The following is a 22,267-nucleotide window of genomic DNA, read 5'->3' as shown; positions in this document are numbered from 1 at the left end:
GGAAATGTAATGGCTTCACTCTCACTTTCAGCGTTGGTCGAAAGATTGTCTCCTCAGGCTAAGGAAACACTTGAACAGGCAGCTGCGATGGCAAGCTCCCGAACTCATCACAGTATTGAAATGTCTCACTGGTTAATGATGATTATCCGCCATCCTGACGATATTTACTCTGAAGTTTTTGACGAATTTGATGTCGATAAAATCAAGGTTGAAACCGATATTCAAAAGGCATTAGAAAAATACAAAACAGGATGCCAGTCGGTGCCTGGGCTATCAGCTCATACGGTGACTGTTATGCAAAATGCCTTGTTGTCTGCAACCATTGAATTCAATCAAGAACAGTTGGGGTGCATCCATCTTTTATTTGCCTACTTGTCTGATGATACGTTAGTCAACATGGTTGGTTCGATTAGTCCTGAACTAAACAAGATAGAACCATCTCGCTTATTGAACTTTAAAGAAAGTAATGCGCCTCAATCAAGATCGAATGACTTAGCGCAGTCAAACGCGAATTCCGCCTTGAATCAATTTACAACAGACCTTACTGAGCAAGCTAGGGAAGGTAAAATAGATCCGGTGATTGGTAGAGATAATGAAATTCGCCTAATGATCGATATTTTATTAAGACGCCGACAAAACAACCCGATTCTTACGGGAGAAGCTGGTGTTGGAAAAACAGCCGTTGTTGAAGGTTTGGCGCAAAAGATCATTGATGGCGATGTACCTCCCGCTCTGCAAAATGTGGCAATTAAGTCTCTGGATTTGGCGTTACTGCAAGCCGGCGCAGGCATGAAAGGTGAGTTTGAAAACAGGCTTAAGAACCTTGTTAAGGAAGTAAACGACGCTCCACAGCCTATTATATTGTTCATTGATGAAGCTCATGGCCTAATTGGCGGTGGTGGGCAAGCGGGCCAAGGTGATGCGGCGAATATTCTGAAGCCAGCATTAGCGAGAGGTGAACTCAGAACGATCGCAGCTACAACGTGGGCAGAGTATAAAAAGTATTTTGAAAAAGATGCAGCTTTAACTAGGCGTTTTCAAGTCGTAAAGGTTGATGAGCCTGCCCCTGAACTCGCGATCGAAATGTTACGAGGCTTACTTGATGTAATGGCACAACACCACGATGTTCATATCACTAACCAAGCTCTCAATGCAGCGGTCCAACTCTCAGCTCGATACATTAATGGTCGTCAACTGCCAGATAAAGCGGTTTCTGTTTTGGATACGGCCTGCTCTCGAGTTGCGTTAAGTCAGTCATCTACACCGGGAGGCCTAGATGCGAAAAGAAATAAACTTAAAGCAAAGCAAGCTGAGTATGAGCATCTTAGCCAAGAGAATCGGCTAGGAGCATCTCTTGATGTGCAGCTGCAAAGTGTCCGAAAAGAGATTGATGCGCTATCTAATGACATTATTGAATTAGAAGTACTTTGGGAAAAAGAAAAAGAATGGGTAAGTGAAGCTAAGTCACTTAGAACCCAAATAATCCAGGAGGGTTCTGAGACTGCGAGAGACAAGTTACAAGAGCTTGAAAATAACCTCTCCGCTAACTCACAGCCCTTAGTTTTTTCGCATGTAAATGAAGCGCTAATCGCAGAAGTTATTTCGGATTGGACCGGTATACCGCTGGGTAAACTTCAGGATGATGAAATCCAAGCAGTATTGGGTTTGAAAGAAAGTTTGTGCAAGCGAGTTGTCGGGCAGGATCACGCTTTAGAGCTCATGTCTGAAGTGATAAAAACCGCGAGTGCGCAGCTCACGGATGAGACACGACCAAATGGTGTATTTCTCCTAACCGGACCAAGCGGAGTGGGTAAAACCGAATCGGCTTTGGCGATTGCAGAGAAAGTCTATGGTAGTGAAGAAAATGTCACGACTATCAATATGTCGGAATTTAAGGAAGAGCATAAAGTCTCATTGCTATTAGGTTCTCCTCCTGGTTATGTCGGTTATGGAGAAGGAGGTGTACTGACTGAAGCTGTTAGACGTAAACCTTATAGCGTAATTCTCCTCGATGAAATGGAAAAAGCGCACCCTGGTGTTCAAGATATTTTTTATCAGGTATTTGATAAAGGCTCAATTAAAGACAGTGAAGGTCGAGATATAGACTTTAAAAACACTATTATTATTATGACCGCGAACACAGGGACCGAAACGACGATGTCTTTGTATTCTGATCCTGATTTAGCGCCTGAGCCGTCAGCACTAAAAGATGCTTTACGCGATGATTTGTTGGTTGACTTTAAACCAGCATTTTTAGGGCGTGTGAATGTATTACCTTATTTGCCTCTATCAAGAAAAGTATTGATAGAAATAACAAAATTAAAGTTGGATAAAATTACGACTCGTATTCGTAAGCACTATAACGCTGACCTGTTTTTTGATGAGGAACTAATTAATGATATTGTAGACAATAGCAATGAATCTGGGAGTGGTGCGCGTGTGGTACAAACAACCATAGAAAATACATTGCTTCCGAAGATCTCTCATGAAATATTGCATGCAATTCTTAATGATAAGACGTTTGATGAAATTATTGTTAAAGGTACAACTAGTGGACTTAATGTCTCAATAGTTTAACATCCTTTACACTCTCAATAATAATTGGGAGTTGGTTCATATTAACTATTATTTTTTATAAAAAACGCTTAAATTAAATCTTATTTAAAGATATAACAGGGCGTATTTAAAATGAAGTTTTTGATACATTAATCACTAATTATCACCAAACGTCAGATAATTAAATTATTACGATATATGTCAATTAATAATGCTATAGGAGATTAGCATGCAGTCTAATACGTATCTTAAATACGCAGATATTAAGGGTGAGGCAACAGCCGAGCAATACAAAGATTTGATTACACTACTATCTGTAGATTGGAGTGTAGGTCGTGAGATCTCATCATACACTGGTACAGCGATGGACCGTGAAGCGAGCGCTACTCGTCTATATGATTTGACTATCACTAAACTTCAAGACCGTTCTTCTCCTGACTTATTTAAAGAAGCGACGATTGGTAAAGGTAAACCAGCGGTTTTCCATATTACTAAGCAGGGTGAGAAGGTTGAAGAGATCATGAAGATCGAACTGACTGATGCGATGATTTCTAACTACTCAGTTTCTATCCAAGACGATCGTCCAGTTGAAACTATCACAATTTCTTACACAGAAATGATGATGACAGTGACTCCTACTGACGATAAGAACAACACTTCTGCTCCATTGGTATACGGCTACAGCGGTGTTAAAGGTCAACAAATGTAATTTTCATGCGGGGGAGTATTCCTCCGCATTTTTTTGAAAGAAGTATTTAATGAAAAGAGCAACTCAAGATAACAATTTCATCCGAATTTCTTCGCCATTCGGTAAAGATGCCATCATACTAAACTCGTTTGAGTATAGAGAAGAGATCTCAGAACTTTTTTCATTGCGTGCTAAAGCTTACTTTAATGATCAACGAAGTGAGTTAAACGAAATTATTGGTAAGGAAGTTACCATTACCCTTGAAAATAATGAGGATGTTTCTTCAAATCCTCGTTATATGCATGGTTATGTTTCTGCTGCAAGATTAGAAGGGAAAAGGGTTTCTAATACACATAAAGGCGAAAATTATAAAAACATAGAATTATTAATAGAGCCTAAATTACGTTTCGCTGAATATCGAAAAAATTGTAGAATATTTCAGCATAAGGATATAAAGGAAATTATCTCTGAAGTACTATCGGAGCATAGTGTTGCCTTTAGTTTTGAGTTAACCAAGTCCTATCCTAAATACACATACAAAGTACAATATGAAGAATCAGATCTTGAATTTGTTCGACGTCTGTTATCGGAGGAGGGGCTATCATTTTGTTTTACACATACTAAGTCTGCCCATACGCTCAATATTTTTGATGACATCAGTTTTTATAAGCCGGGTACTGAGTTTTTAGTCGATTTTGATACAGGTACGGCGAAGTCTAGCCACATTTCTTCTTGGCATGAAACGCAAATTCTGACTACTAAAGCGAGTCAAAAGTCAGGCTATAACATGCTCAAGCCTTCTTCGAATCCTAAAAATACTGCAAAGGGTGAAAGTGATTTTTTTACAGTACCTGGAAGCGAGTATTTTGAATACATGGGTGAAATGGAGAGCAATGATCAATACGCACTGAGAAACACGCATGCAATAGAAGCACTACAGCAAAATGCATATTTGTGTCGTGGCGAGGCTACGTGCAGAACATTCAGCGTAGGTAAGTGCTTCAAGTTTAAAAAGCATGAAGATAAATCTCGAGTCGGCAAAGAATATGTACTGTCTTCTGTTTTTTTGTCAGCTGCTGTTTATAACCAGACTGGTCAAGGTGGCACCGGTGCGCAAGGTGTTAAAGTCTCGTTTAGTTGTGTTGACTCAAAGACAATCCTTCGTCCTTCAGTTAACTATCCGAAACCTCAGATGAAAGGTTTGCAAACTGCAATAGTTACGGGGAACAAAGATGGTGAAATTTACATAGACAAACATGGCCGTATCAAAGTTCAGTTTCACTGGGACCGTGTTGGTAAATACGATGTAAATAGTTCATGTTGGATTCGTGTTGCGCAAAATATTGCAGGTAACGGATGGGGGTCGGTGTTTCACCCTAGAGTCGGACAAGAGGTCATCGTCGAGTTTGTTAACGGAGACCCTGATCAACCAATCGTTACGGGGTCACTATATAACGGTAGTCAACTCCCTCCTTACGCTTTACCAGAGCAAAGTTCTCAGAGTGGTTATAAATCACGCTCTGTACAAAAAGGTACATCCAATTTTAATGAGTTGCGCTTCGATGATAAGCCTGGTGAAGAGCACATTTATCTTCATGCTGAAAAACTGTTCCAAATGCTAGTTGAAGACTGTGTTGATATCGCCGTTGAAAACAGTAAAACCGAAAAAGTGACCAATGATGTTAATCAAGAGGTTGGTCAGAACGCGAGCTTGAAAGTAGGTAAAAACTTTTCGAATGAAACGGGTGAAGTACTGTCTTTTAATGCAGGAAAGAGCGTCGAGATCAAAGTAGGTGGTGCTTCTATTCAGATGTCTAGCTCTGGAGAAATCAATATCAAAGGTAATAAAATATCCATTAACGGCTCAGCTATTGCTCTTAAAGCTGGGCAAATTTCATTGAACTAAGGTGATTTAAAGTGGGTAAACCAGCCGCAATTTTGGGCAGCTTTCATCTTTGCCCTAAAAAAACAGGAAAGATACCGCATGTCGGTGGTCCCGTCGTTGTTGGTTCACCAAACGTAACGATTGGCGGGATACCTGCGGCAAGACAAGGCGACAAGCTTATTTGTATCGGTCCTCCGGATAGTATCTCAGCAGGTTCTTCTAGCGTAACAATCAACGGTAAACCAGCCGCGAGAGTCGGCGATTCAACGTCTCATGGTGGCAAAATTCTATCTGGTATGCCTACGGTTTTAATCGGAGGCTAGATGCCACTCGCATTTCAAACGCATCTTCTATCCTTTAATGGCCGTTCACACACCGTTCGCGAGATAGCTGATGATTCTTTTAGATTGTCCGAGGAAATCCGTCCCCCTGACTTTGCTCAATCAATAGATGAGCATATATTAAGCCTCGTGCGCTCTGAGCGCGAGAGTCTTGAGCAAGCTGATATCAAGGGGAATCTCTGTGTTCTTTTACCCTCTTCGGTAGACAAAAGCTTGCTTAAAGCATTGATAAGCGAGCTTTCTATTTTCGTTGGCCAAACTGTCAATACTGAAATTTACTTTTATCCTTATGGCCAAGCTGCATTTTTGATGGCACTAAATCGGATAAATCGTGAAGTTAATGAAACGCAAGCGACTTGGATACTGGCTATAGAGGTTACGAGTGATGTAGAAGGGTATGTCAAACCTCAAAGCTCTATCATTTTAACCAAGTGTTTTTTTCGACATTCAGGTCTTGTGCCTGATGTTGTTCGAATTGATTTAGATGCCAAACAACAACGCATCGCCGTGGACAAGGTGTTTAAGCAATTAGGAGTAAGTTGTGAACATCCACTCAGTCAATTGTATTTATCCGTTAATAAGGAAGAACCGCAATGGTTAAACTCAATGCAATTCTTGTCTCCGTGGGTGACCGATCAAACTCAGTATCAATTTGTTGATATCAAACTTGGCGGATTGGGTGCATGTGGCGGCGTTTTAAAAGCGTTAGTGATTGATGAGCTTCAAAGAAGCAGCCCCTGCCCAGACTTTCACGTGTTGCAAGTCGACATCGAGCCAGATGGCTATGCGGTAGGAGTAATATACAATTGGCGTAGTGAATAGGTCTGGCTATTGCTTTTCCTTCTAGTAGCTGAGGTTTTAGTGATGCAAATGTTATGGGGGATTGACTCGAAACTGGCCCTTTAATGATGTTTGGACAATGACTAGGCGCAGCTTGCTTTTCAAAATAGCTTTGCTCACCGCGTTTTTACAGTGTTCTTCTCGCTTTCTGATTAAATAGCCAGCCATAGAACACAAACCACATGAAAAGCTGTTCGACTCAAGATATCCTTACCGATATAAAATAACTTGAGTTTTGGCTTGTTCGAGATCCCACCCGTGACGCATTCCTTTTTATAAACGGTACATGGACTCTGACAGAAGCAAGCCTACTCATAGAATTGGCGGAAAGTGAATTCGAATGAAGTTTATCCACACCTCAGATTGGCATCTTGGTCGACAATTCCACAACGTATCACTACTCGAAGATCAACAAGCAGTACTCGAACAACTGATTAACTATATTGAACGCAACCCCGTCGATGCAGTTGTAGTGGCGGGAGATATCTATGACCGTTCGGTGCCACCAACGGTTGCAATAGAACTGTTAAATCGAGTCGTGAAACGCATTTGTACCGAGTTAGAAACACCAATGATATTGATATCTGGCAACCATGATGGTGCAGAAAGGTTAGGTTTCGGCTCAGAGCAAATGAAAAATGCAGGTCTTCATATTGTTAGCAACTTTGAAGATATGCTCACTCCCATCATCATAAAAACGGACTCTGCGGATGAGGTCGCGTTTTATGGTATGCCTTATAACGACCCTGAACAGGTCAGGTTTGCCTACAAAGCCTCGGTATCCACTCATGATGAGGCTCATCAATTGCTTGTTGAGCAAATTAAAGAGCGCTTTATCTCTAAGCAAAAGCGCGTGCTCGTGAGTCACTGTTTTGTTGATGGGGCTATCGAGTCAGACTCTGAACGACCATTATCTATTGGTGGTTCTGATCGCGTGAGTCATGAACACTTCTTAGATTTTGACTACGTCGCACTTGGTCATTTGCATCAGCCTCAAAAGAAAGGCGCAGAGCAGATCCGTTACTCTGGCTCTCTCATGAAGTATAGCTTTGGTGAACAGAACCAGAGAAAAGGTTTCACGTTAGTTGAACTGGACAAGAAAGGATTCGTTTCTGCAAAGCATATTGATCTTACGGCTCCTCATGAAATGCGTATTGTAGAGGGCGAGCTGGATAAAGTTATTGAGCAAGGGAAAACAGACCCCAAGAATGAAGATTATTTGTTAGTTCGTTTGATGGATAAACATGCGATTTTAAACCCAATGGAAAAACTTCGTTCAGTGTATCCAAACGTTTTACACCTTGAGAAACCTGGCATGTTAATTGGGGTAGAGCAGGAAATGGCGCAAGCAAAGTTGGCGCGAAGCGAAATTGATATGTTCCGAGATTTTTTTATTGAGGCGCAAGATAGCCAGTTGTCTAAAGAGCAAGAGCAAGCTGTTACTGACATTATTAAGCAATTATCACAGCAATAGGGACCAAAGATGAAACCAATTAAACTAACCATGCAAGCCTTTGGTCCGTTTGCAAAAACTGAAATCATTCATTTTGAGAAGCTTGGCAGTAACCCTCTATTTTTGATTAATGGTCCTACAGGTTCCGGTAAAACGTCGATCTTAGATGCCATTTGCTTCGCCCTTTATGGTGAAACAACAGGTAATGAGCGACAAGGTATTCAGATGCGGTGTGACTTATCCGCGCAAGACTTACCAACCGAAGTAGTTCTCGAATTTTCGTTACACGGCAAACAATACCGAGTTGTTCGAGCCCCTGAGCAGGAAGCGCCCAAGGCCCGTGGCGAAGGGATGACGATTAAAAAGCACACTGCGGCTCTTTATGAACTCGGTGAGACTGAAACGCTTATCACCAGCAAGACGACTCAGGTTAAAACTGAAGTTAGCAATATTATTGGATTGAATGAAACTCAATTTCGTCAAGTTATGGTGTTGCCTCAAGGAAAATTCCGAGAACTGTTGCTTGCTAGCTCTAAAGAGCGTGAAGAAATTTTTGGCCAGCTCTTTCAAACTGACATATATAAAAAAATTGAGTACGCGCTCAAAGATAAAGCGAGTGCAATTAGTAAAGCGAAAGGCGAATTTGATAATCAAATTCGAGGTGCTTTACAAGTTGCAGAAGCGAGTTCTGAACAAGAGCTATTACAACAACTGGAACAAGTAACTAAGCAATTAGAGTCTGATAAAAAGAATGAGCAAGCAGCGTTAGATAAGCTCAATACTGCTAAATCTGAATTGCAAAAAGCAGAAACCTTGAATGGAGAGTTTTCGAAACGAGAGCAAGCAGAAAGCGCACTCAAGCTGCATCTAGAACACTCAGATTCGATAAAAGCTCGTCAACAGCAATTAGAAAACGCTAAAAATGCCAATAAGATAGAGTTGCCCTACATCTCATTACAAAATGCAAAAGCTCAAACGCAAGAGCTTAGGCAAAAAATCGTAGCTTTGAAAGAGAGTCTCGAAAAAGCTCATGTCGTTGCGAGAGAACAAGAAAACTTGCAGCAAAGTGCAAAAGAGGCCGCTGCAAAGGTCCCGCAGTTAACGCAACTGCAGTATCAGCTTGAAAGTATGAAAAACAAGTTGGTCGAGAAAGACAATTTGGAAAGTAAAATAACGGCGGGTTATCAACAAAAACAACAATTTGAAGCAACGTTAAAACGGTACATAGAACTAAAAGATAAGTTAACGTTACAGGCCCAGCAGGGACAGAAGGAGCTAGAGAAAGCACGAGTTGATGTTGCGCTTATTGGCAGCATCGATGCGGAAATAAAACAAAAACAACGGCTGCTACAGGATCTACAAAAGCTGCATGATCTTACTTTAGAGCTCTCTAAACTCAATGCGCTAACTGTAAGTAAGCAGCAGTCACTAAACGAAGCCAGTCAGCGCTATATGCAGTGTCAACAAGACGCTGATACGATAGAGCTTAAGTGGCACAACGCTCAAGCAGCAGTATTAGCGCAGCGACTAAAAGCAGGTGAAGCATGCCCGGTGTGTGGTAGCGAAACGCATCCTAACCCCGCAACGTTTGTTGAAGAAGCCGTTACAAAAGAGCAAGTTCAGGCGGCTAGAGCGAAAGAGCGAGAAGCTCAAACCTTGTTGAACCAACTAAGCAATCAGCTAGAACAACATAACGTTGTCATTAGTCAGTATCAGAATCAGTATAACCAGTTGAAAGAGGAGTTGGGTGAGTATGCTACATCTGAGATCTCGACGGTTCAAAATGATTTGCAAGCGATCAATGCTCAACTCCTACGTCTACAAGCTATTGATATTGAAAAGCTAGAAAAAAACGTTGAACAGCTTAATCAACGCTGCGTCGTGGGTGAAAATAAAATTCATGAGCTGCAGAATAAAATGGCGGCAAATGAATCAACCGTTGAAGCGAACCAAGAACAATTGGCTCAATTACAAGCTTCTATTGACCCAAAATACAGTTCCGCTGACTTGCTTGAACGTGAAATTTTGCTGACAAAAGAGCAAATTCTGAGTTTGAACACAGGCTTAGAAAAGGCGCAAACCGCTTTGCAGCAAGCGATATTGGAGAAATCAAATGCGGAAAGTCACTTAGCGACGAACAAGCAGTGGTTATCTGAGTCAGAGCAAAAACTTAGCCAAGCAGAATTAGCGTGGAATGAGGCACTACAGGCGAGTAAATTTGAGGATGAAAGCCATTATCTAAGTAGTCGAGTGGGAGACGATGAGCTTCAAGCCTGGCAGCAAGAAATAGACAGCTTCAAACAGGCACAAACCAAGCTTGAGCAAACACTACATGATTTAAATCATGTATTGAAAGATCTTGAAAAGCCTAATTTAGAGTCGTTTAACGACAGGTTAACCACTCTGCAGGCGCAATATATCGAAGTAAGGAATCAACTTGATACCACACGCTCAATATTTGAACGTCTTGAAAAGGTTCGTAAAGATATTGCCGTGTTGCATGAGAAAAATAGTAAGTTAGAAGAAGAATACAAAGTCTTTGGTACGTTGTACGACGTTGCTAGCGGTAAAACAGGCAGCAGGGTTAGCCTACATCGCTTTGTTCTTGGTGTACTGTTGGATGATGTGCTGACTCAGGCCTCCCAACGCTTAAGCCTTATGAGTAAAGGGCGCTATATTCTTGCTCGAAAAACAGAGGGCTTCAAAGGCGCTGCGGGTCGCGGATTAGATTTAATGGTTGAAGATGGCTACACAGGAAAAACGCGTGATGTTGCGACACTTTCCGGCGGTGAATCATTTATGGCAGCGCTTGCTCTGGCACTTGGTTTGTCGGATGTTGTGCAATCCTATAGTGGCGGTATCCGTTTAGACACTTTATTTATTGATGAGGGCTTCGGTAGTTTAGACCCAGAGTCTTTAGATCTTGCTATTCAAACGCTAGTGGACCTGCAACAGACTGGGCGCATGATCGGTGTTATTTCTCACGTTTCTGAGTTGAAAGAACAAATGGCGCAGAGGATTGATGTAGAACCATCAAGACTTGGTTCAACGGTGTCGATTAAATCTCAATGTCGCTTCGCTGTCTAATTCAGTGACTACTGTTAGATCAAAAAGCCCCTAATGTTGGGGCTTTCTGACTAAGTCGCTACTGTTCGCAAAAGTGGCCTTCTTTTGGCGATTGGGTAATCGCATATTCGCCATCGAGGTTGCGATAAACAATCGTGTTCCAAACAGAGCCATCATCCAATTCAAACTCAATAGCATAGTTGACGCCACTAACGATTTGCGCGTGAACATTCAGTATTTGTTTAAACGACGCTATTGTGTCCATTTTCTTTAAAACAAAGGCCATTGCCTTTTGTGCATCAGGGGTCGCGTTAAACTCATTCCACCCACCTGGCATGTTTCCTTGTGCATTACATACATCTGCCGAGGTCGTTAATTGTGTCGTTTCGCTCGGCTTTTCCTGCTGACAACCTGCAAGTAACACCAAAAGTGCACAAACTGACACTGTTTTTAATTTCATAACAATAACCTCTGTCTATAACGCAACGTATTATAGGAGGGTGATATGCCTACGAATGTCTATGTTGTGCAAAGTTTCTATATGCATAGGGTTAAATGCTGACAAAATATACAAGCATGGTCAGCTTGTAAGTCAAAAATAGAGCAATCTTGTTAACGATTTGCTGAGATGACGAGGTTTCGGTGTTCAGCGCGCTATTGATGATGAAGAATTGTGATGTGTCCCTATTAGGGCGATGGTGCGGCTTAGTGATCGATTTGTTATCTTCTAGAGTAAAATCAATCACTAATTAAAATTTAGGTGTTGTATGAAATCGATAAAAATATTTTTACTTTTGTCACTTGCAACTTTATTTGGTTGTACCTCGAAGCCGGATGGGGTGGAACCCGTGAATAATTTCGATTTAGAGCCATATCTAGGTAAGTGGTACGAAATTGCACGCCTAGACCATTCATTTGAGCGAGGCTTATCCAACGTTACCGCTGAGTATCAGGTTCGCGAGGATGGTGGGGTTAAGGTGATAAACCGTGGATATTCCGAAGAAGAGCGACAGTGGTCAGAAGCTGAAGGCAAAGCTTATTTTGTTGAAGATAAAACGGTTGGACACTTAAAGGTTTCCTTTTTTGGGCCAATATACTCTTCTTACATTGTTTTTGAGCTAGGTGAAAACTATGACTATGCGTTTGTTTCCGGTTACAACCACGACTATTTGTGGCTACTGTCTAGAACGCCTAACGTTGATGAGAAAGTAGTGGAGCGCTTTAAGTACGTAGCTAAAGAGAAAGGTTTCGCTATAGACGAGCTCATTTTTGTTGAACAAGAGAAACAAAGACAGCTTTAAGTTCATCAGCGTGGCTGAAAAAGCGGACAGAGGGGAAGCTTCCTAATTAAGAGCTCAGTTTGTCATTTCGCTTAACAGTAATTTGTTACCGCGTAACTTAATGTGGTCAAAATGGATATAGCCCCATCATTTGTGATTACTCGTGATGGGGCTTATATAAATTTGAGTGAGCGTCGAAAGGTTGATCTATCAACAAACGGTTATGGTTTACTTAATCAAACGAACGATCAGGGAACCTGGTGCTCGAATAGATTCAACATTGTGGCTAAGTACTGTGCCGCTTGTTGGGGCGGTGTAGCGTTTAATCTCAGCGCCAAAGCTGTCGTATTGAATCGCAAGAAGTTGGCCTTGCTCGACAAAATTCATCAAACTGACATGAGGCAGTACAAAGCCGCCGTGTGTCGCTTTCACACTGACGATTTCGTTTCCTTCCAAGCATGACGTAATAGGGTCCATATCACCTTCAACAATGTTATGCTTTTTCAGCACATTAAAAATGCCTGTTACAGTTCGACTGATGAACTCTTGCTCGGTATATCGCCCCATACCTACTTCAACAGTAATACTTGGGACACCATGGTTATTCCAGACCGTTTCAAGGACGCCAGCATCTCCAGGATCATTTAAAATCGCATCAGGATTAATGAGGCGAGCCATTTCTAATGATTGGTCGATTCGGAAATCTGCAAACACGTAAAGTGGATAGGCCGCACCACTGGTTTGAGTGTGAAGGTCAATGGCTAAATCAGCATTTGGCTTGAGCAAATCATTCCACAATGCATATAAGTAACGTTGGGCCTCATTGCCGTTTTGGTCACCAGGAAAAAAGCGGTTTAAGTTTGCAGGAGACGCATCAGGATCTGCGGAATAGAAATCGCGGCTGTGGTTTAGCATACCTGGCATGTTAATGGTTGGAACAATAGTGACAGTACCAGCGACTTCAGTGCCGATGAGCTCTCGAGCAGTTTTCTGCGCTGCTAACACACCATTGTACTCATCACCATGAACCCCTGCGGTAATTATGATCTTCTTGCCAGGTTTTTCACCTTTGAACACTAGCACAGGTAGGTGTTGCCACTGAGAGAGAGCATTCGTTGCGATGCGAAACCAAAACTTATGCTCGCCCGAATTTAGGTCTGCTACATTGAGAGATTGAATCACTTGATGACCCTGAATCATGTCATCGAGAAATTGTGTTGCCATTAAAGTTACCACTCCAAAACCATAAGCTAATCTAAAACCTTAGCGTCGTCATACGATGAATATTAATAAGGCGAGAACATGTCTCGCCTTAATTACCAATTGGTTTCGTTTTACGCAAAACCCATAATATGAGCTGCGATAACGACGATACTTGATAGGGTAAAGAGTAATAGAATAAATCGCCAGCAGAATTTTGCCCAGTCACCCCAGTCGATACGGCAGACACCAAGCGTTGCCATGAGAGATGCCGAAGTAGGGACGATAACGTTAGTAAAGCCATCGCCAAGTTGGAATGACAAAACTGCCACTTGGCGCGTAACTCCTGCAATGTCTGCCAGAGGGGCCAGTAGAGGCATCGTTAGTGCCGCTTGTCCAGAGCCCGAAGTGACGAAGAAGTTGAAGATAGATTGGAATACATACATTAACCATGCCGCAGCCACGTCAGGAAGCCCGCTAATCACGCCGCCAGCACTGTTTAGAATTGAATTCAGTACACTCGCTTCATCAGATGTACCACCACCAAGTATAAGCAATACACCTTTCGCACAACCCACTAATAGGGCAGGTGCAAGCATAATAGCTGCACCTTCTTTAAATGCATCAGCTGCGCAGTTTAGCGTCATACCGTTCAGGCGGAAAATCGTACCGATGATCGCGACAACAAAGCCCATAGTGAAAAATTGAGAAGCGATTTCTGGGATGTACCATGCGTTAGCGACTACGCCCCAAACGACCCACACCGTGGTCGCAATAACCGTAAGGATAACGAGTGTGTCACCTAGGTTCCAACGAGAATCTTGATTGCCAAGCTCTTGCTGACGGAAATACTGGTCTGTGCGGTGGCTGTAAGAAAGTTTAGGATTTGACTTCACACGAGCGGCGTAGATCATTGTGAAAGCGATACCGATTAACGTAAAGCCAGCCCATAACCCCATGCGCACTGTCATGCCGGATAAAACAGGTACACCCGCAATGCCTTGCGCAATAGCGACGGAGAAAGGGTTCATCCAAGAAGTAGCAAAGCCAATTTGAGTCGCAACATAGGTAACCATTACCGTAGTGATACCATCATAACCAAGGCGAACCATAAGCGGCGCGATAATAATCGCAAATGCTACGGCTTCTTCACCCATACCAAATACCGCACCGCCTAGCGAGAACAGCAAAAATAGCACTGGAATGAATAGCGCTTCGTTACCTTTGGTCTTATCGATAAGGCGCAGGATACCGTTATCGATTGTGCCTGTGCGCATTACAACGCCGAAAGCACCGCCGATAACCAACATGAACATAATCACGCCGATTGCGCTGCCCCATTTAGAGCCAGAAACTAGCCCTTCGAAAGGGAAGTTCATCAGACCAATGCCACCACCAGAAGCAAACAGGCCAACCTTGTTGTAAACCAATTCACCGTTTTCGTCGGTTGCATAAGAGAAAGAAGAAGGATCGATAACTGTGCGAGTTTTTTCTGCACCGTCGACCATGTAGGTCACCTGTTGGCTATCAAAATGACCAGCAGGAATTAAGTAGGTAAGAATCGCAGCAAGAATACCAACAATGAAGATCAAAATGAGGGTATCTGGCATCTGCCACGACTTAGGGGTAGCAACCGAGTCTGCTGGTTGCGCATGTGTGTGAGACATAACTTACTTCACGTCAAATTCAATAAAGCATGAAATATCGATAAAATAGAATAAAAAGTCAATATTAATGCTTATGTTGAACTATAAATTCATCAAATATTTGAAGTGAAGTTAATTTGATTGTTTTGTGGTCAAATGTTGGGTTAATGTTTCAATATGCGTTGAGTTTGGATGATTCACGAGCTTTCATAGTACATCTACAGGTGATCTAATCACTTGATTTCTGTCTGTTCTGCATAAAAAGCAGCGACATCACGAAGGTCTTCATCATTTAACATTTTTAACTGTGCTGCCATCATTTCTGCAAGTGGCCCTTTACGCTCACCGGCTTGATAAGATTTCATTGCATTGTAAAGGTACTGAGCATTTTGACCAGCAAGGCTTGGATAGGTGTTGTTCGTTGCGATGCCTGTAACACCGTGACAATAGACACAGCTAGGTGATTTGATTTTACCTTTATCAGCATCACCAAACGGCTCGGCATGGATAGCGGAAGAGAAAATAAAAGAGATTAGAAGTACAAATCTGAGCATGGAGGTTATCTATTCGCTAAAAATCATGCCGATACAATAAAGCTTCCCCTTAGGGGAAGCTCAATGATCAAAATCAAATTAAAGTAGAGATTTTATACTTGATAAGAAAGTGTCGATGTCTTTCGCTGAAATATCTTTATGAGTTACAAAACGAATTGGATTTCCAGGGGTTATCGTGATGTTTTGTTCCTTTAGTTTCGCAGCGATACTTACTATGTCCACTTGAGGATCAAGCTTCGCGAACACGATGTTCGTTTGAACAAATTCAGGGTTGACTGAAAAACCAGGCAGTTCTGCTAAACCTTCCGCTAAGGTTTTTGCGTTGATGTGATCTTGTTTTAGCTGTTCCACTTGTTCGGTAAGGGCAAGTTTGCCTGCTGCGGCAAGAATACCCGATTGACGCATACCACCGCCGACCATCTTTCTTAAGCGACGTGCTTTTGCGATGTAGTCTTTGCTACCAAGCAGTAGCGAGCCAACAGGGGCAGCCAGACCTTTCGACAGACAGATCGTCATTGAATCAAAGTACTGACCGATCTCTTTTACCGGAACATCAAGTGCAACGGCTGCGTTAAAAACGCGAGCGCCATCTAGATGCATCTGCAAGTTATGTTTATTCACGAAGTCACGTGCTTCTGCTAAGTAAGACAGAGGTAGTACTTTACCATTAATTGTGTTTTCTAAGCTGAGAAGCTTAGTGCGAGCAAAGTGACAATCATCTGGTTTAATCGCAGCAGCCAGTTTATCAAATGGTAGCGTGCCATCTGGGTTATTTTCGACTGGTTGAGGTTGAATTGATCCCAAAACCGCCGCGCCACCAGCTTCGTATTTGTAGTTATGTGCTTGTTGCCCACATAGATATTCATCTCCCCGCTCGCAATGCGCCATTAAACCGAGCAGATTGGCTTGAGTGCCTGAAGTGGTAAACAAAGCTGCTTCGAAACCAGCAAGCTGCGCAGCAAATTTTTCAAGCTCATTGACCGTAGGGTCATCACCATAAACATCATCCCCAACGGGGGCCTTAAACATGGCTTCTCGCATGGCTTGGGTGGGCTGTGTAACGGTATCTGATCGAAAATCCATGAATGTCTCCTTGGTCAAAGTCCTAAATATATCCGCAAAGGCGCGCTTTGCTTAAGCAAGCGATCGTTTTGGCATCGGTGATCGTGCCATCGACAATCTTTTCTTCGAGTTGCTTGATTGACAAGGTGACGACCTCAATCACTTCGTCTTCATCGCACTCGTAACGGTTTGTTTTATTGAGCTTTTCGGCAACAAATAGATACTGTATCTCATCACAAAATCCGGCAAGAGGGGTGACTTGGCCGAGAGACGTGAATTTCTCTGCACTAAACCCAGTTTCTTCCTCTAACTCTCTTTTGGCGCAGCAGAGTGGCTCTTCGTTGCCTTCTCTGGTACCAGCAGGCAGTTCCAATAGCCATTTATTAAGTGAAGGCCGAAATTGGTGGACAAGGACAATGTGACCCTCCGCTGTAATAGGGAGAATCACCGCAGCGCCCGGATGATGGATTGTGGTGTGCGTAATTGCCTGTCCTGTAGGAAGCATAACGTCTTCTTCAATCAGAGAAATTTGCTTCCATTTATGAATTATCTTGCTCATGCAGTTATGAACCCTAGCTGTTACCGCATTTTTGACGTTTTTCGACATTAACCACAAATGGTGGGAAACAAAAGCAAAAAATACTGCAACACGACGAAAGCGTTTGCACTTTAAGTGAGCAATGTCTCATAAATGGAAACTTTGATTGCTTCGTCAAGATGGGGAAAAGCATCTGCTATAAGGGGAATTCGACAAAATACATTTGTAACAAAGTTATAACAAGTGTATAAAAATGTTAACGCAATACCACTTCAGTAGCCGGAGAACGTATGACACAAACCTTATTTGCCTCAAATGCCGAAAAAGCGCTTCTCTCAGAACGCATCAATAAATTGGCGAAAGCGTTAACGGATGGCGTTTATGAGCGTGAACATACGATCAAGCTCTGCCTTCTTGCTGCACTTGCTGGTGAAAGTGTTTTTCTTTTAGGCCCCCCTGGTATTGCAAAAAGCTTAATTGCCAAACGACTCATCCAAGCGTTCGATAACAGCAGTTACTTCGAATACCTGATGACGCGCTTCTCAACCCCTGAAGAGGTGTTTGGGCCACTGAGTATCCAAGAGCTAAAAGACAACGGCCGTTATGTTCGCTTAACTAAAGGGTATTTGCCAACTGCACAAGTCGTATTTTTGGATGAAATCTGGAAGGCGGGCCCTGCAATTCTTAATACATTGCTGACAGTGGTTAATGAGAAAACATTCAAAAATGGCAGCGATATCGAGCGTGTGCCAATGCGCTTGTTGGTATCGGCTTCCAATGAATTACCCGATGAAGATAGTGGATTGGATGCGCTCTACGACCGCATGTTGGTACGTGTGTTTGTGAATCGAATTCAGAATAAACAAAACTTTAAGTCGATGTTGACTGTGGGCACATCGCAAGAGGCACAAGTACCAGAAGGCCTAGCGATAACTGATGAAGAATATCATCAATGGCAACAACAGCTCGACAAATTGACGCTAACCGACAATGCATTCGAAAAGCTTTTCCAGCTTAAAACGATGTTAGAAAGCAAAGTTGAAGCTCAGTTTGGTGATGTGGCCAATACCGACATGTATGTCTCTGACCGCCGCTGGAAGAAAGCCGTGAAGTTGTTAAAAGCGAGCGCGTTTTTTAATGGTCGCGATGAAATAAATCCGCTTGACCTTCTACTGTTGCAAGATTGTTTATGGAACAGTCCTGAATCGCGAGATGTGGTACGTGAAGTGGTTCAAGAGTTCGCCTTAAAACATGCATTTGATCAACAAGACGCGGAGCAGGAAATTGAGTACTGCCGTGAGTCTTTGGTTGATGTTCAACATGAACTTGAAGATGCCTACCGCATGACGTTAACGTCTGAAGCGGCAACGGGTATTTTGCGTAAAGAAACCATGCGCTTTGATACCTCTAAAGCCAAGATGTACAAAGTTGGCGCAGCCGTTAACTTAGTTAAATTGGTTGTCTTGCAAAGCAACATGTCGGTTTCAGAATCAGAAAAAGGTGATAGCCGCTGGGTTTATGTACCCAAAGATGAGTTAGATCGAGTCATTAAAGAGGGAAGCGGTGATGTGTATGGTTACGTCAATCAAAACACCAACATGTGCCGTTTACGATTTGACGTTGACGCGGCGAACAACCTAGTTATCCGTGATATCGCGAACCGAGGCATTCTGGTTAGTCTAGTGACTCAAGAGGGCTTGGATGTAGAGCTTTACCAAAAGTGGTTAACGCAGAGCGAAAAAGCCGTAAATCAGCTTAGTGAGGCAGAACACCATATGCGTAAGGTGAAAGCGAACTTTCATGATGCGCTTCCGCATAGCTTTGTTGATCCTGAATTACCCCGCCTTATGGAGTCGAGTCTACAACAGGTCAGTCAGAGACTTGAATCAATCCAAGCAGAAAGTGAAAAAGTTATCCAACGCTTTAAAAACTTAAATCAGTTTTTCTCATAAGGAGACGACATGCTAGGTGCAGACGGACTTAACCTCGCGCTGATGGTGGCCGACTCCGGCATCATCGATAGCGCAGTTAATGATTTGATGGCTCGTTCACAAGTCATGATGATGGCAGAAAACCGAGGTGTTAAATCTTCGGTCAAAGGTCACTTGTTAAAGTGGCGAGGCAGCGTTAAAAAACGGATCACCAAGGTATGTGAGACAGAGCGTTTCCAACAAGAGCTGTCTTTATATCAAGAGGTTATTCATTGGGATGAAGAGGCGTTTTTTGAAAACATCGAAGATGTGATTAAAAAGCTGGAATGGCACTCTGCGTTTTACATGCAAGCTCGCCGAATGATGGAAAAGAACAAAGGGATGAATAACCCTATGTTCCCACATTACTTTTGTGACCAATGGTACCAAAGCCTCACCGATGCAATAAAACAAGCGCAAGTAAGCGAGCTTGAAGCCAATAAAGAAAAGGTGCTGAATGACCTGTATCAACGTATGGAAACCATGCGTAATATGGATAAAGTCACGGAGTCGGGTGATGCTGAAAGTGTAGGGCGCCTGTGGGATATGGCATCTGCCAAGTTGAGTAAAACAGACTTAACGGTGATGAAACGCCATGCTGAGTTTCTGAAGAAGCACCAAGGCTTGCAAGAAATTGCGGAGCAACTCGGTCGTATGGCGGGGCAAGTAAATGATCCTGAACTAAATCGTGCGCCCACTGAAGAACTTCAATTGGTCGAAGAGAAAAGTGATGAGGCGACGGATGATATTGTCGGTATTCACGAAAGCGATGATCTAAATAAGCTACTTCCCAACGAAACGATGTTTTTGGCGTATCCTGAACTTGAAGTTGTGTTCTATAAACACTTAGTTGATAAACGGCTCATGAACTATCGTACACAAGGCAAATCGCGCACGTTACGTAAAGTTAAAGCTCACCGACCTGACCATAAAGCGGTAGATATCGAAAAAGGCCCCTTCATTGTTTGTGTGGACGCGTCCGGTTCCATGAGTGGCTTTCCTGAGCAATGCGCCAAAGCCATGGCTTATGCTCTGATGCAAATCGCACTAGCGGAGCAACGTGATTGCTATGTCATTATTTTTTCTACGGAACACATTACCTACGAACTAACCAAACAAGATGGTCTGCGCGAGGCGGCGGACTTTCTAACTTATAGCTTCCATGGTGGTACAGACTTAGAGCCAACTTTGATTAAATCTATCGACTTGATGAGCGGTGATAAATATAAAAACGCAGACATGGTAGTCATTTCCGACTTTATCGCGCCAAAACAACAAGACGAGTTACTGGCCAAAGTGGATGCGCTCAAAGCGAAGAAAAACCGTTTTCACGCGATTAGCTTATCGAAATACGGAAATCCTGCATTAATGTCGATGTTTGATCACACTTGGTCTTATCACCCTAATGTTGTGGGAAGATTGCTAAAAAGGGTCAGCAACTATTAAACGCCTTAATGTTTCATGGGACAAAACGAACTGAAAGCGAGATTTATATTGCTTCGTTTTAAGCCAATAAGATCGAACTTTGGTCGAATTGACTTAAAAGAAATCAAACGAACAGAAAATGAAATGTTTTTGTTTGACTATCTTCCCTCAATCCGTAAAGTAGCCACCAACGCAACGGGGTAGAGCCCTGAAGCGTAATAAAAAGGCGCCTTGGCAGAGTGGCTATGCAGCGGATTGCAAATCCGTGGACCTCGGTTCGACTCCGGGAGGCGCCTCCATTATTCTTTTGAGAGCGAATGGCTTTCGAGAATAAATGCGACACTAGCTCAGTTGGTAGAGCGCAACCTTGCCAAGGTTGAGGTCACGAGTTCGAACCTCGTGTGTCGCTCCAAATTATTCAGATATGGCCATGGCGGTATCTCGATGCCAAGTGCATCAACTTAAAACCAGCGAAAGCTGGTTTTTTTGTATCTGAAGACTGATAAATTCACACCATCTCTTTTTCATTACCTGTGAGCTTAGCAACCCCATCTCTGTCACGAGTTTCTGATATTAAGTGTGACCTGATGTTTCGCACCTCAGCCAATTTCAGTTTACAATACGGGCTTCCAAAGGATTTGACGAAGACGCATGAGAAATACCGACGATTACATCATTTTTTATCACTTGATCGAGCAAGGTTCATTCAGTGCAGCCGCGAGACATATGTCACTGACTAAATCGGTCGTCAGTAAACGCATTGCCAAGCTTGAACAAGAGCTTGGTGTACAGCTTCTCTACCGAACAACGCGAACGCTAACGTTGACTGAAGCAGGACGAGCGTTTTTTACTCATGCAAAAGCGGTTTATCAAGCGGTGGCAACGGCGGAAGAATCCATTGTGGGTTTAGGTAAAAACTTATCTGGAAACATTAAAATTTCGGTGCCTACTATCTCTGGTGAATTAATTCTTCCTCAAGTGATTAATGAATTTAATCAGAAATACCCAGACATCAATATCGATATGGATCTAGATAATCGTTTCGTCGATATCGTGAATGAACGTTTTGATTTGGCAATTAGAACGGGTGTGTTGCCAGATTCTAGTCTGATTGCAAGAAAGCTGGTGGATGCAAATTGGATCATTTGCGCGTCACCCCAATACCTAGCTAAACATGGCATACCTAAACAACCTCAAGCCTTGGCTAAACACAATTGTTTAGTCTATTCCTACCAAGAAACCGGAGCGCATGAGTGGGCGTTTAAAGATGGAGACGAGGTATATCAAATCACCGTCGACGGTAACCTCTGTACTAACAATTCTTCTGTATTGAGAAATGTGGCGCTGTTAGGGCAGGGAATCATCTATGTACCGCGTGTATTGGTTTATGAAGACTTAAAGCAAGGCAGTCTGATTCAGTTATTTAAAGACGAAACCGCCAAATGTTTGGGTATTTATGCGGTGTATCCTTACACTCGTCAGCAACCAGAAAAAATTAAGATCTTTATCGATCATCTATACACAAGCTTTCAAAGTCAAAACCATCGATTTTAAGCCAATAACTCAACACCGATCGTTATGTTGGTGTTGAGCTTATGTTTCCATCTTCATTTCTAAGAGTCCTCTTAAATTTAGGAGCTTACGCTTCTCCTCGTTTTCTTCACTAATATTGATAACAAGATACCCCGCACAACTGTTAACAAATGGTTTTGCTATTGTTTCTTTTAAGAAACGGTCTGTTTCTTACGTTAAATTTCTCAAAT

Annotated in this window: 17 protein-coding genes and 2 tRNA genes; 13 read left to right on the top strand and 6 right to left on the bottom strand. The window is 42.6% G+C overall.

All coding sequences use genetic code 11. The annotated features are described in order from the left end of the window. Positions 1–9: 9 nt before the first annotated feature. From tssH to KI742_RS05165, 7 genes are all read left to right on the top strand, one after another. The gene (tssH, locus tag KI742_RS05195; protein ID WP_285384900.1) at positions 10–2,577 is read left to right on the top strand and encodes a type VI secretion system ATPase TssH; all 2,568 of its coding nucleotides are present in this window, start codon (positions 10–12) and stop codon (positions 2,575–2,577) included. 208 nt (positions 2,578–2,785) lie between these two features. Next, on the top strand, positions 2,786–3,265 hold the full coding sequence (locus KI742_RS05190; RefSeq protein WP_005375967.1) for a type VI secretion system tube protein Hcp: 480 nt from the start codon (positions 2,786–2,788) through the stop codon (positions 3,263–3,265). 49 nt (positions 3,266–3,314) lie between these two features. Continuing rightward, positions 3,315–5,150 (top strand): type VI secretion system tip protein TssI/VgrG, encoded by a 1,836-nt coding sequence (tssI, locus tag KI742_RS05185; RefSeq protein ID WP_213968361.1) that lies wholly within the window; start codon positions 3,315–3,317, stop codon positions 5,148–5,150. Positions 5,151–5,161: 11 nt separating this feature from the next. Further along, the gene (locus KI742_RS05180) at positions 5,162–5,452 is read left to right on the top strand and encodes a PAAR domain-containing protein (protein ID WP_005375969.1); all 291 of its coding nucleotides are present in this window, start codon (positions 5,162–5,164) and stop codon (positions 5,450–5,452) included. Beyond that, positions 5,453–6,292: an NAD/NADP transhydrogenase subunit beta gene (locus tag KI742_RS05175; protein WP_256896063.1), complete on the top strand. Its 840-nt coding sequence runs from the start codon at positions 5,453–5,455 to the stop codon at positions 6,290–6,292. Positions 6,293–6,650: 358 nt separating this feature from the next. Beyond that, positions 6,651–7,784, top strand: coding sequence for an exonuclease SbcCD subunit D (locus KI742_RS05170; RefSeq protein ID WP_256896062.1), 1,134 nt, complete (start codon positions 6,651–6,653; stop codon positions 7,782–7,784). A gap of 9 nt (positions 7,785–7,793) precedes the next feature. Next, complete coding sequence (locus tag KI742_RS05165) at positions 7,794–10,850, top strand: AAA family ATPase (protein ID WP_256896061.1); 3,057 nt, start codon at positions 7,794–7,796, stop codon at positions 10,848–10,850. A gap of 58 nt (positions 10,851–10,908) precedes the next feature. On the opposite strand, the gene KI742_RS05160 is transcribed toward KI742_RS05165, so the two are convergent. Then, positions 10,909–11,289: a cystatin domain-containing protein gene (locus KI742_RS05160; RefSeq protein ID WP_005387498.1), complete on the bottom strand. Its 381-nt coding sequence runs from the start codon at positions 11,287–11,289 to the stop codon at positions 10,909–10,911. A gap of 307 nt (positions 11,290–11,596) precedes the next feature. Here KI742_RS05160 and KI742_RS05155 point away from each other — a divergent pair, with 307 nt between their 5' ends. Then, a complete protein-coding gene (locus KI742_RS05155) occupies positions 11,597–12,130 on the top strand; it encodes a lipocalin family protein (RefSeq protein ID WP_017820207.1) in 534 nt (177 codons plus the stop codon). A gap of 207 nt (positions 12,131–12,337) precedes the next feature. On the opposite strand, the gene KI742_RS05150 is transcribed toward KI742_RS05155, so the two are convergent. From KI742_RS05150 to KI742_RS05130, 5 genes are all read right to left on the bottom strand, one after another. Next, on the bottom strand, positions 12,338–13,333 hold the full coding sequence (locus KI742_RS05150; protein WP_285384899.1) for a succinylglutamate desuccinylase/aspartoacylase family protein: 996 nt from the start codon (positions 13,331–13,333) through the stop codon (positions 12,338–12,340). A 110-nt stretch (positions 13,334–13,443) separates the two neighbouring features. Beyond that, entirely contained in the window at positions 13,444–14,976 is a 1,533-nt protein-coding gene (gene yfcC / locus KI742_RS05145) for a putative basic amino acid antiporter YfcC (protein ID WP_081008283.1), read from the bottom strand. A gap of 212 nt (positions 14,977–15,188) precedes the next feature. Then, a complete protein-coding gene (locus KI742_RS05140) occupies positions 15,189–15,509 on the bottom strand; it encodes a cytochrome c (RefSeq protein ID WP_017633643.1) in 321 nt (106 codons plus the stop codon). 78 nt (positions 15,510–15,587) lie between these two features. Further along, the gene (gene ltaE / locus KI742_RS05135) at positions 15,588–16,592 is read right to left on the bottom strand and encodes a low-specificity L-threonine aldolase (RefSeq protein WP_054578964.1); all 1,005 of its coding nucleotides are present in this window, start codon (positions 16,590–16,592) and stop codon (positions 15,588–15,590) included. A gap of 22 nt (positions 16,593–16,614) precedes the next feature. Then, entirely contained in the window at positions 16,615–17,130 is a 516-nt protein-coding gene (locus KI742_RS05130) for an NUDIX hydrolase (RefSeq protein WP_054579018.1), read from the bottom strand. A gap of 269 nt (positions 17,131–17,399) precedes the next feature. Between KI742_RS05130 and KI742_RS05125 the strand changes: the two genes are divergently transcribed. The 5 genes from KI742_RS05125 to KI742_RS05105 all read left to right on the top strand — a co-directional run bounded on the left by KI742_RS05125 (position 17,400) and on the right by KI742_RS05105 (position 22,058). Beyond that, entirely contained in the window at positions 17,400–19,061 is a 1,662-nt protein-coding gene (locus KI742_RS05125) for an ATPase RavA domain-containing protein (protein WP_054576741.1), read from the top strand. 9 nt (positions 19,062–19,070) lie between these two features. Then, the gene (viaA, locus tag KI742_RS05120) at positions 19,071–20,525 is read left to right on the top strand and encodes an ATPase RavA stimulator ViaA (RefSeq protein WP_033907023.1); all 1,455 of its coding nucleotides are present in this window, start codon (positions 19,071–19,073) and stop codon (positions 20,523–20,525) included. Between the two features lie 204 nt (positions 20,526–20,729). Then, positions 20,730–20,803 (top strand) — tRNA-Cys (locus KI742_RS05115). Between the two features lie 37 nt (positions 20,804–20,840). Next, positions 20,841–20,916, top strand: a tRNA-Gly gene (locus KI742_RS05110). A 239-nt stretch (positions 20,917–21,155) separates the two neighbouring features. After that, the gene (locus tag KI742_RS05105) at positions 21,156–22,058 is read left to right on the top strand and encodes a LysR family transcriptional regulator (RefSeq protein WP_017633645.1); all 903 of its coding nucleotides are present in this window, start codon (positions 21,156–21,158) and stop codon (positions 22,056–22,058) included. Positions 22,059–22,267 lie beyond the last annotated feature (209 nt).

Origin of the sequence: Vibrio sp. D417a, from assembly GCF_030248595.1 — a bacterium.
GTDB classification, from domain to species: Bacteria; Pseudomonadota; Gammaproteobacteria; order Enterobacterales; family Vibrionaceae; genus Vibrio; species Vibrio alginolyticus.
Note: the sequence above shows the minus strand (reverse complement) of the source record. Positions and strands in the feature narration are given on the sequence as shown.

Coding starts and splice junctions, on each gene's coding strand:
- tssH (WP_285384900.1), top strand. CDS start 10: ATGGCTTCACTCTCACTTTCAGCGTTGGTCGAAAGATTGTCTCCTCAG.
- KI742_RS05190 (WP_005375967.1), top strand. CDS start 2,786: ATGCAGTCTAATACGTATCTTAAATACGCAGATATTAAGGGTGAGGCA.
- tssI (WP_213968361.1), top strand. CDS start 3,315: ATGAAAAGAGCAACTCAAGATAACAATTTCATCCGAATTTCTTCGCCA.
- KI742_RS05175 (WP_256896063.1), top strand. CDS start 5,453: ATGCCACTCGCATTTCAAACGCATCTTCTATCCTTTAATGGCCGTTCA.
- KI742_RS05170 (WP_256896062.1), top strand. CDS start 6,651: ATGAAGTTTATCCACACCTCAGATTGGCATCTTGGTCGACAATTCCAC.
- KI742_RS05165 (WP_256896061.1), top strand. CDS start 7,794: ATGAAACCAATTAAACTAACCATGCAAGCCTTTGGTCCGTTTGCAAAA.
- KI742_RS05160 (WP_005387498.1), bottom strand. CDS start 11,289: ATGAAATTAAAAACAGTGTCAGTTTGTGCACTTTTGGTGTTACTTGCA.
- KI742_RS05155 (WP_017820207.1), top strand. CDS start 11,597: ATGAAATCGATAAAAATATTTTTACTTTTGTCACTTGCAACTTTATTT.
- KI742_RS05150 (WP_285384899.1), bottom strand. CDS start 13,333: ATGGCAACACAATTTCTCGATGACATGATTCAGGGTCATCAAGTGATT.
- yfcC (WP_081008283.1), bottom strand. CDS start 14,976: ATGTCTCACACACATGCGCAACCAGCAGACTCGGTTGCTACCCCTAAG.
- KI742_RS05140 (WP_017633643.1), bottom strand. CDS start 15,509: ATGCTCAGATTTGTACTTCTAATCTCTTTTATTTTCTCTTCCGCTATC.
- ltaE (WP_054578964.1), bottom strand. CDS start 16,592: ATGGATTTTCGATCAGATACCGTTACACAGCCCACCCAAGCCATGCGA.
- KI742_RS05130 (WP_054579018.1), bottom strand. CDS start 17,130: ATGAGCAAGATAATTCATAAATGGAAGCAAATTTCTCTGATTGAAGAA.
- KI742_RS05125 (WP_054576741.1), top strand. CDS start 17,400: ATGACACAAACCTTATTTGCCTCAAATGCCGAAAAAGCGCTTCTCTCA.
- viaA (WP_033907023.1), top strand. CDS start 19,071: ATGCTAGGTGCAGACGGACTTAACCTCGCGCTGATGGTGGCCGACTCC.
- KI742_RS05105 (WP_017633645.1), top strand. CDS start 21,156: ATGAGAAATACCGACGATTACATCATTTTTTATCACTTGATCGAGCAA.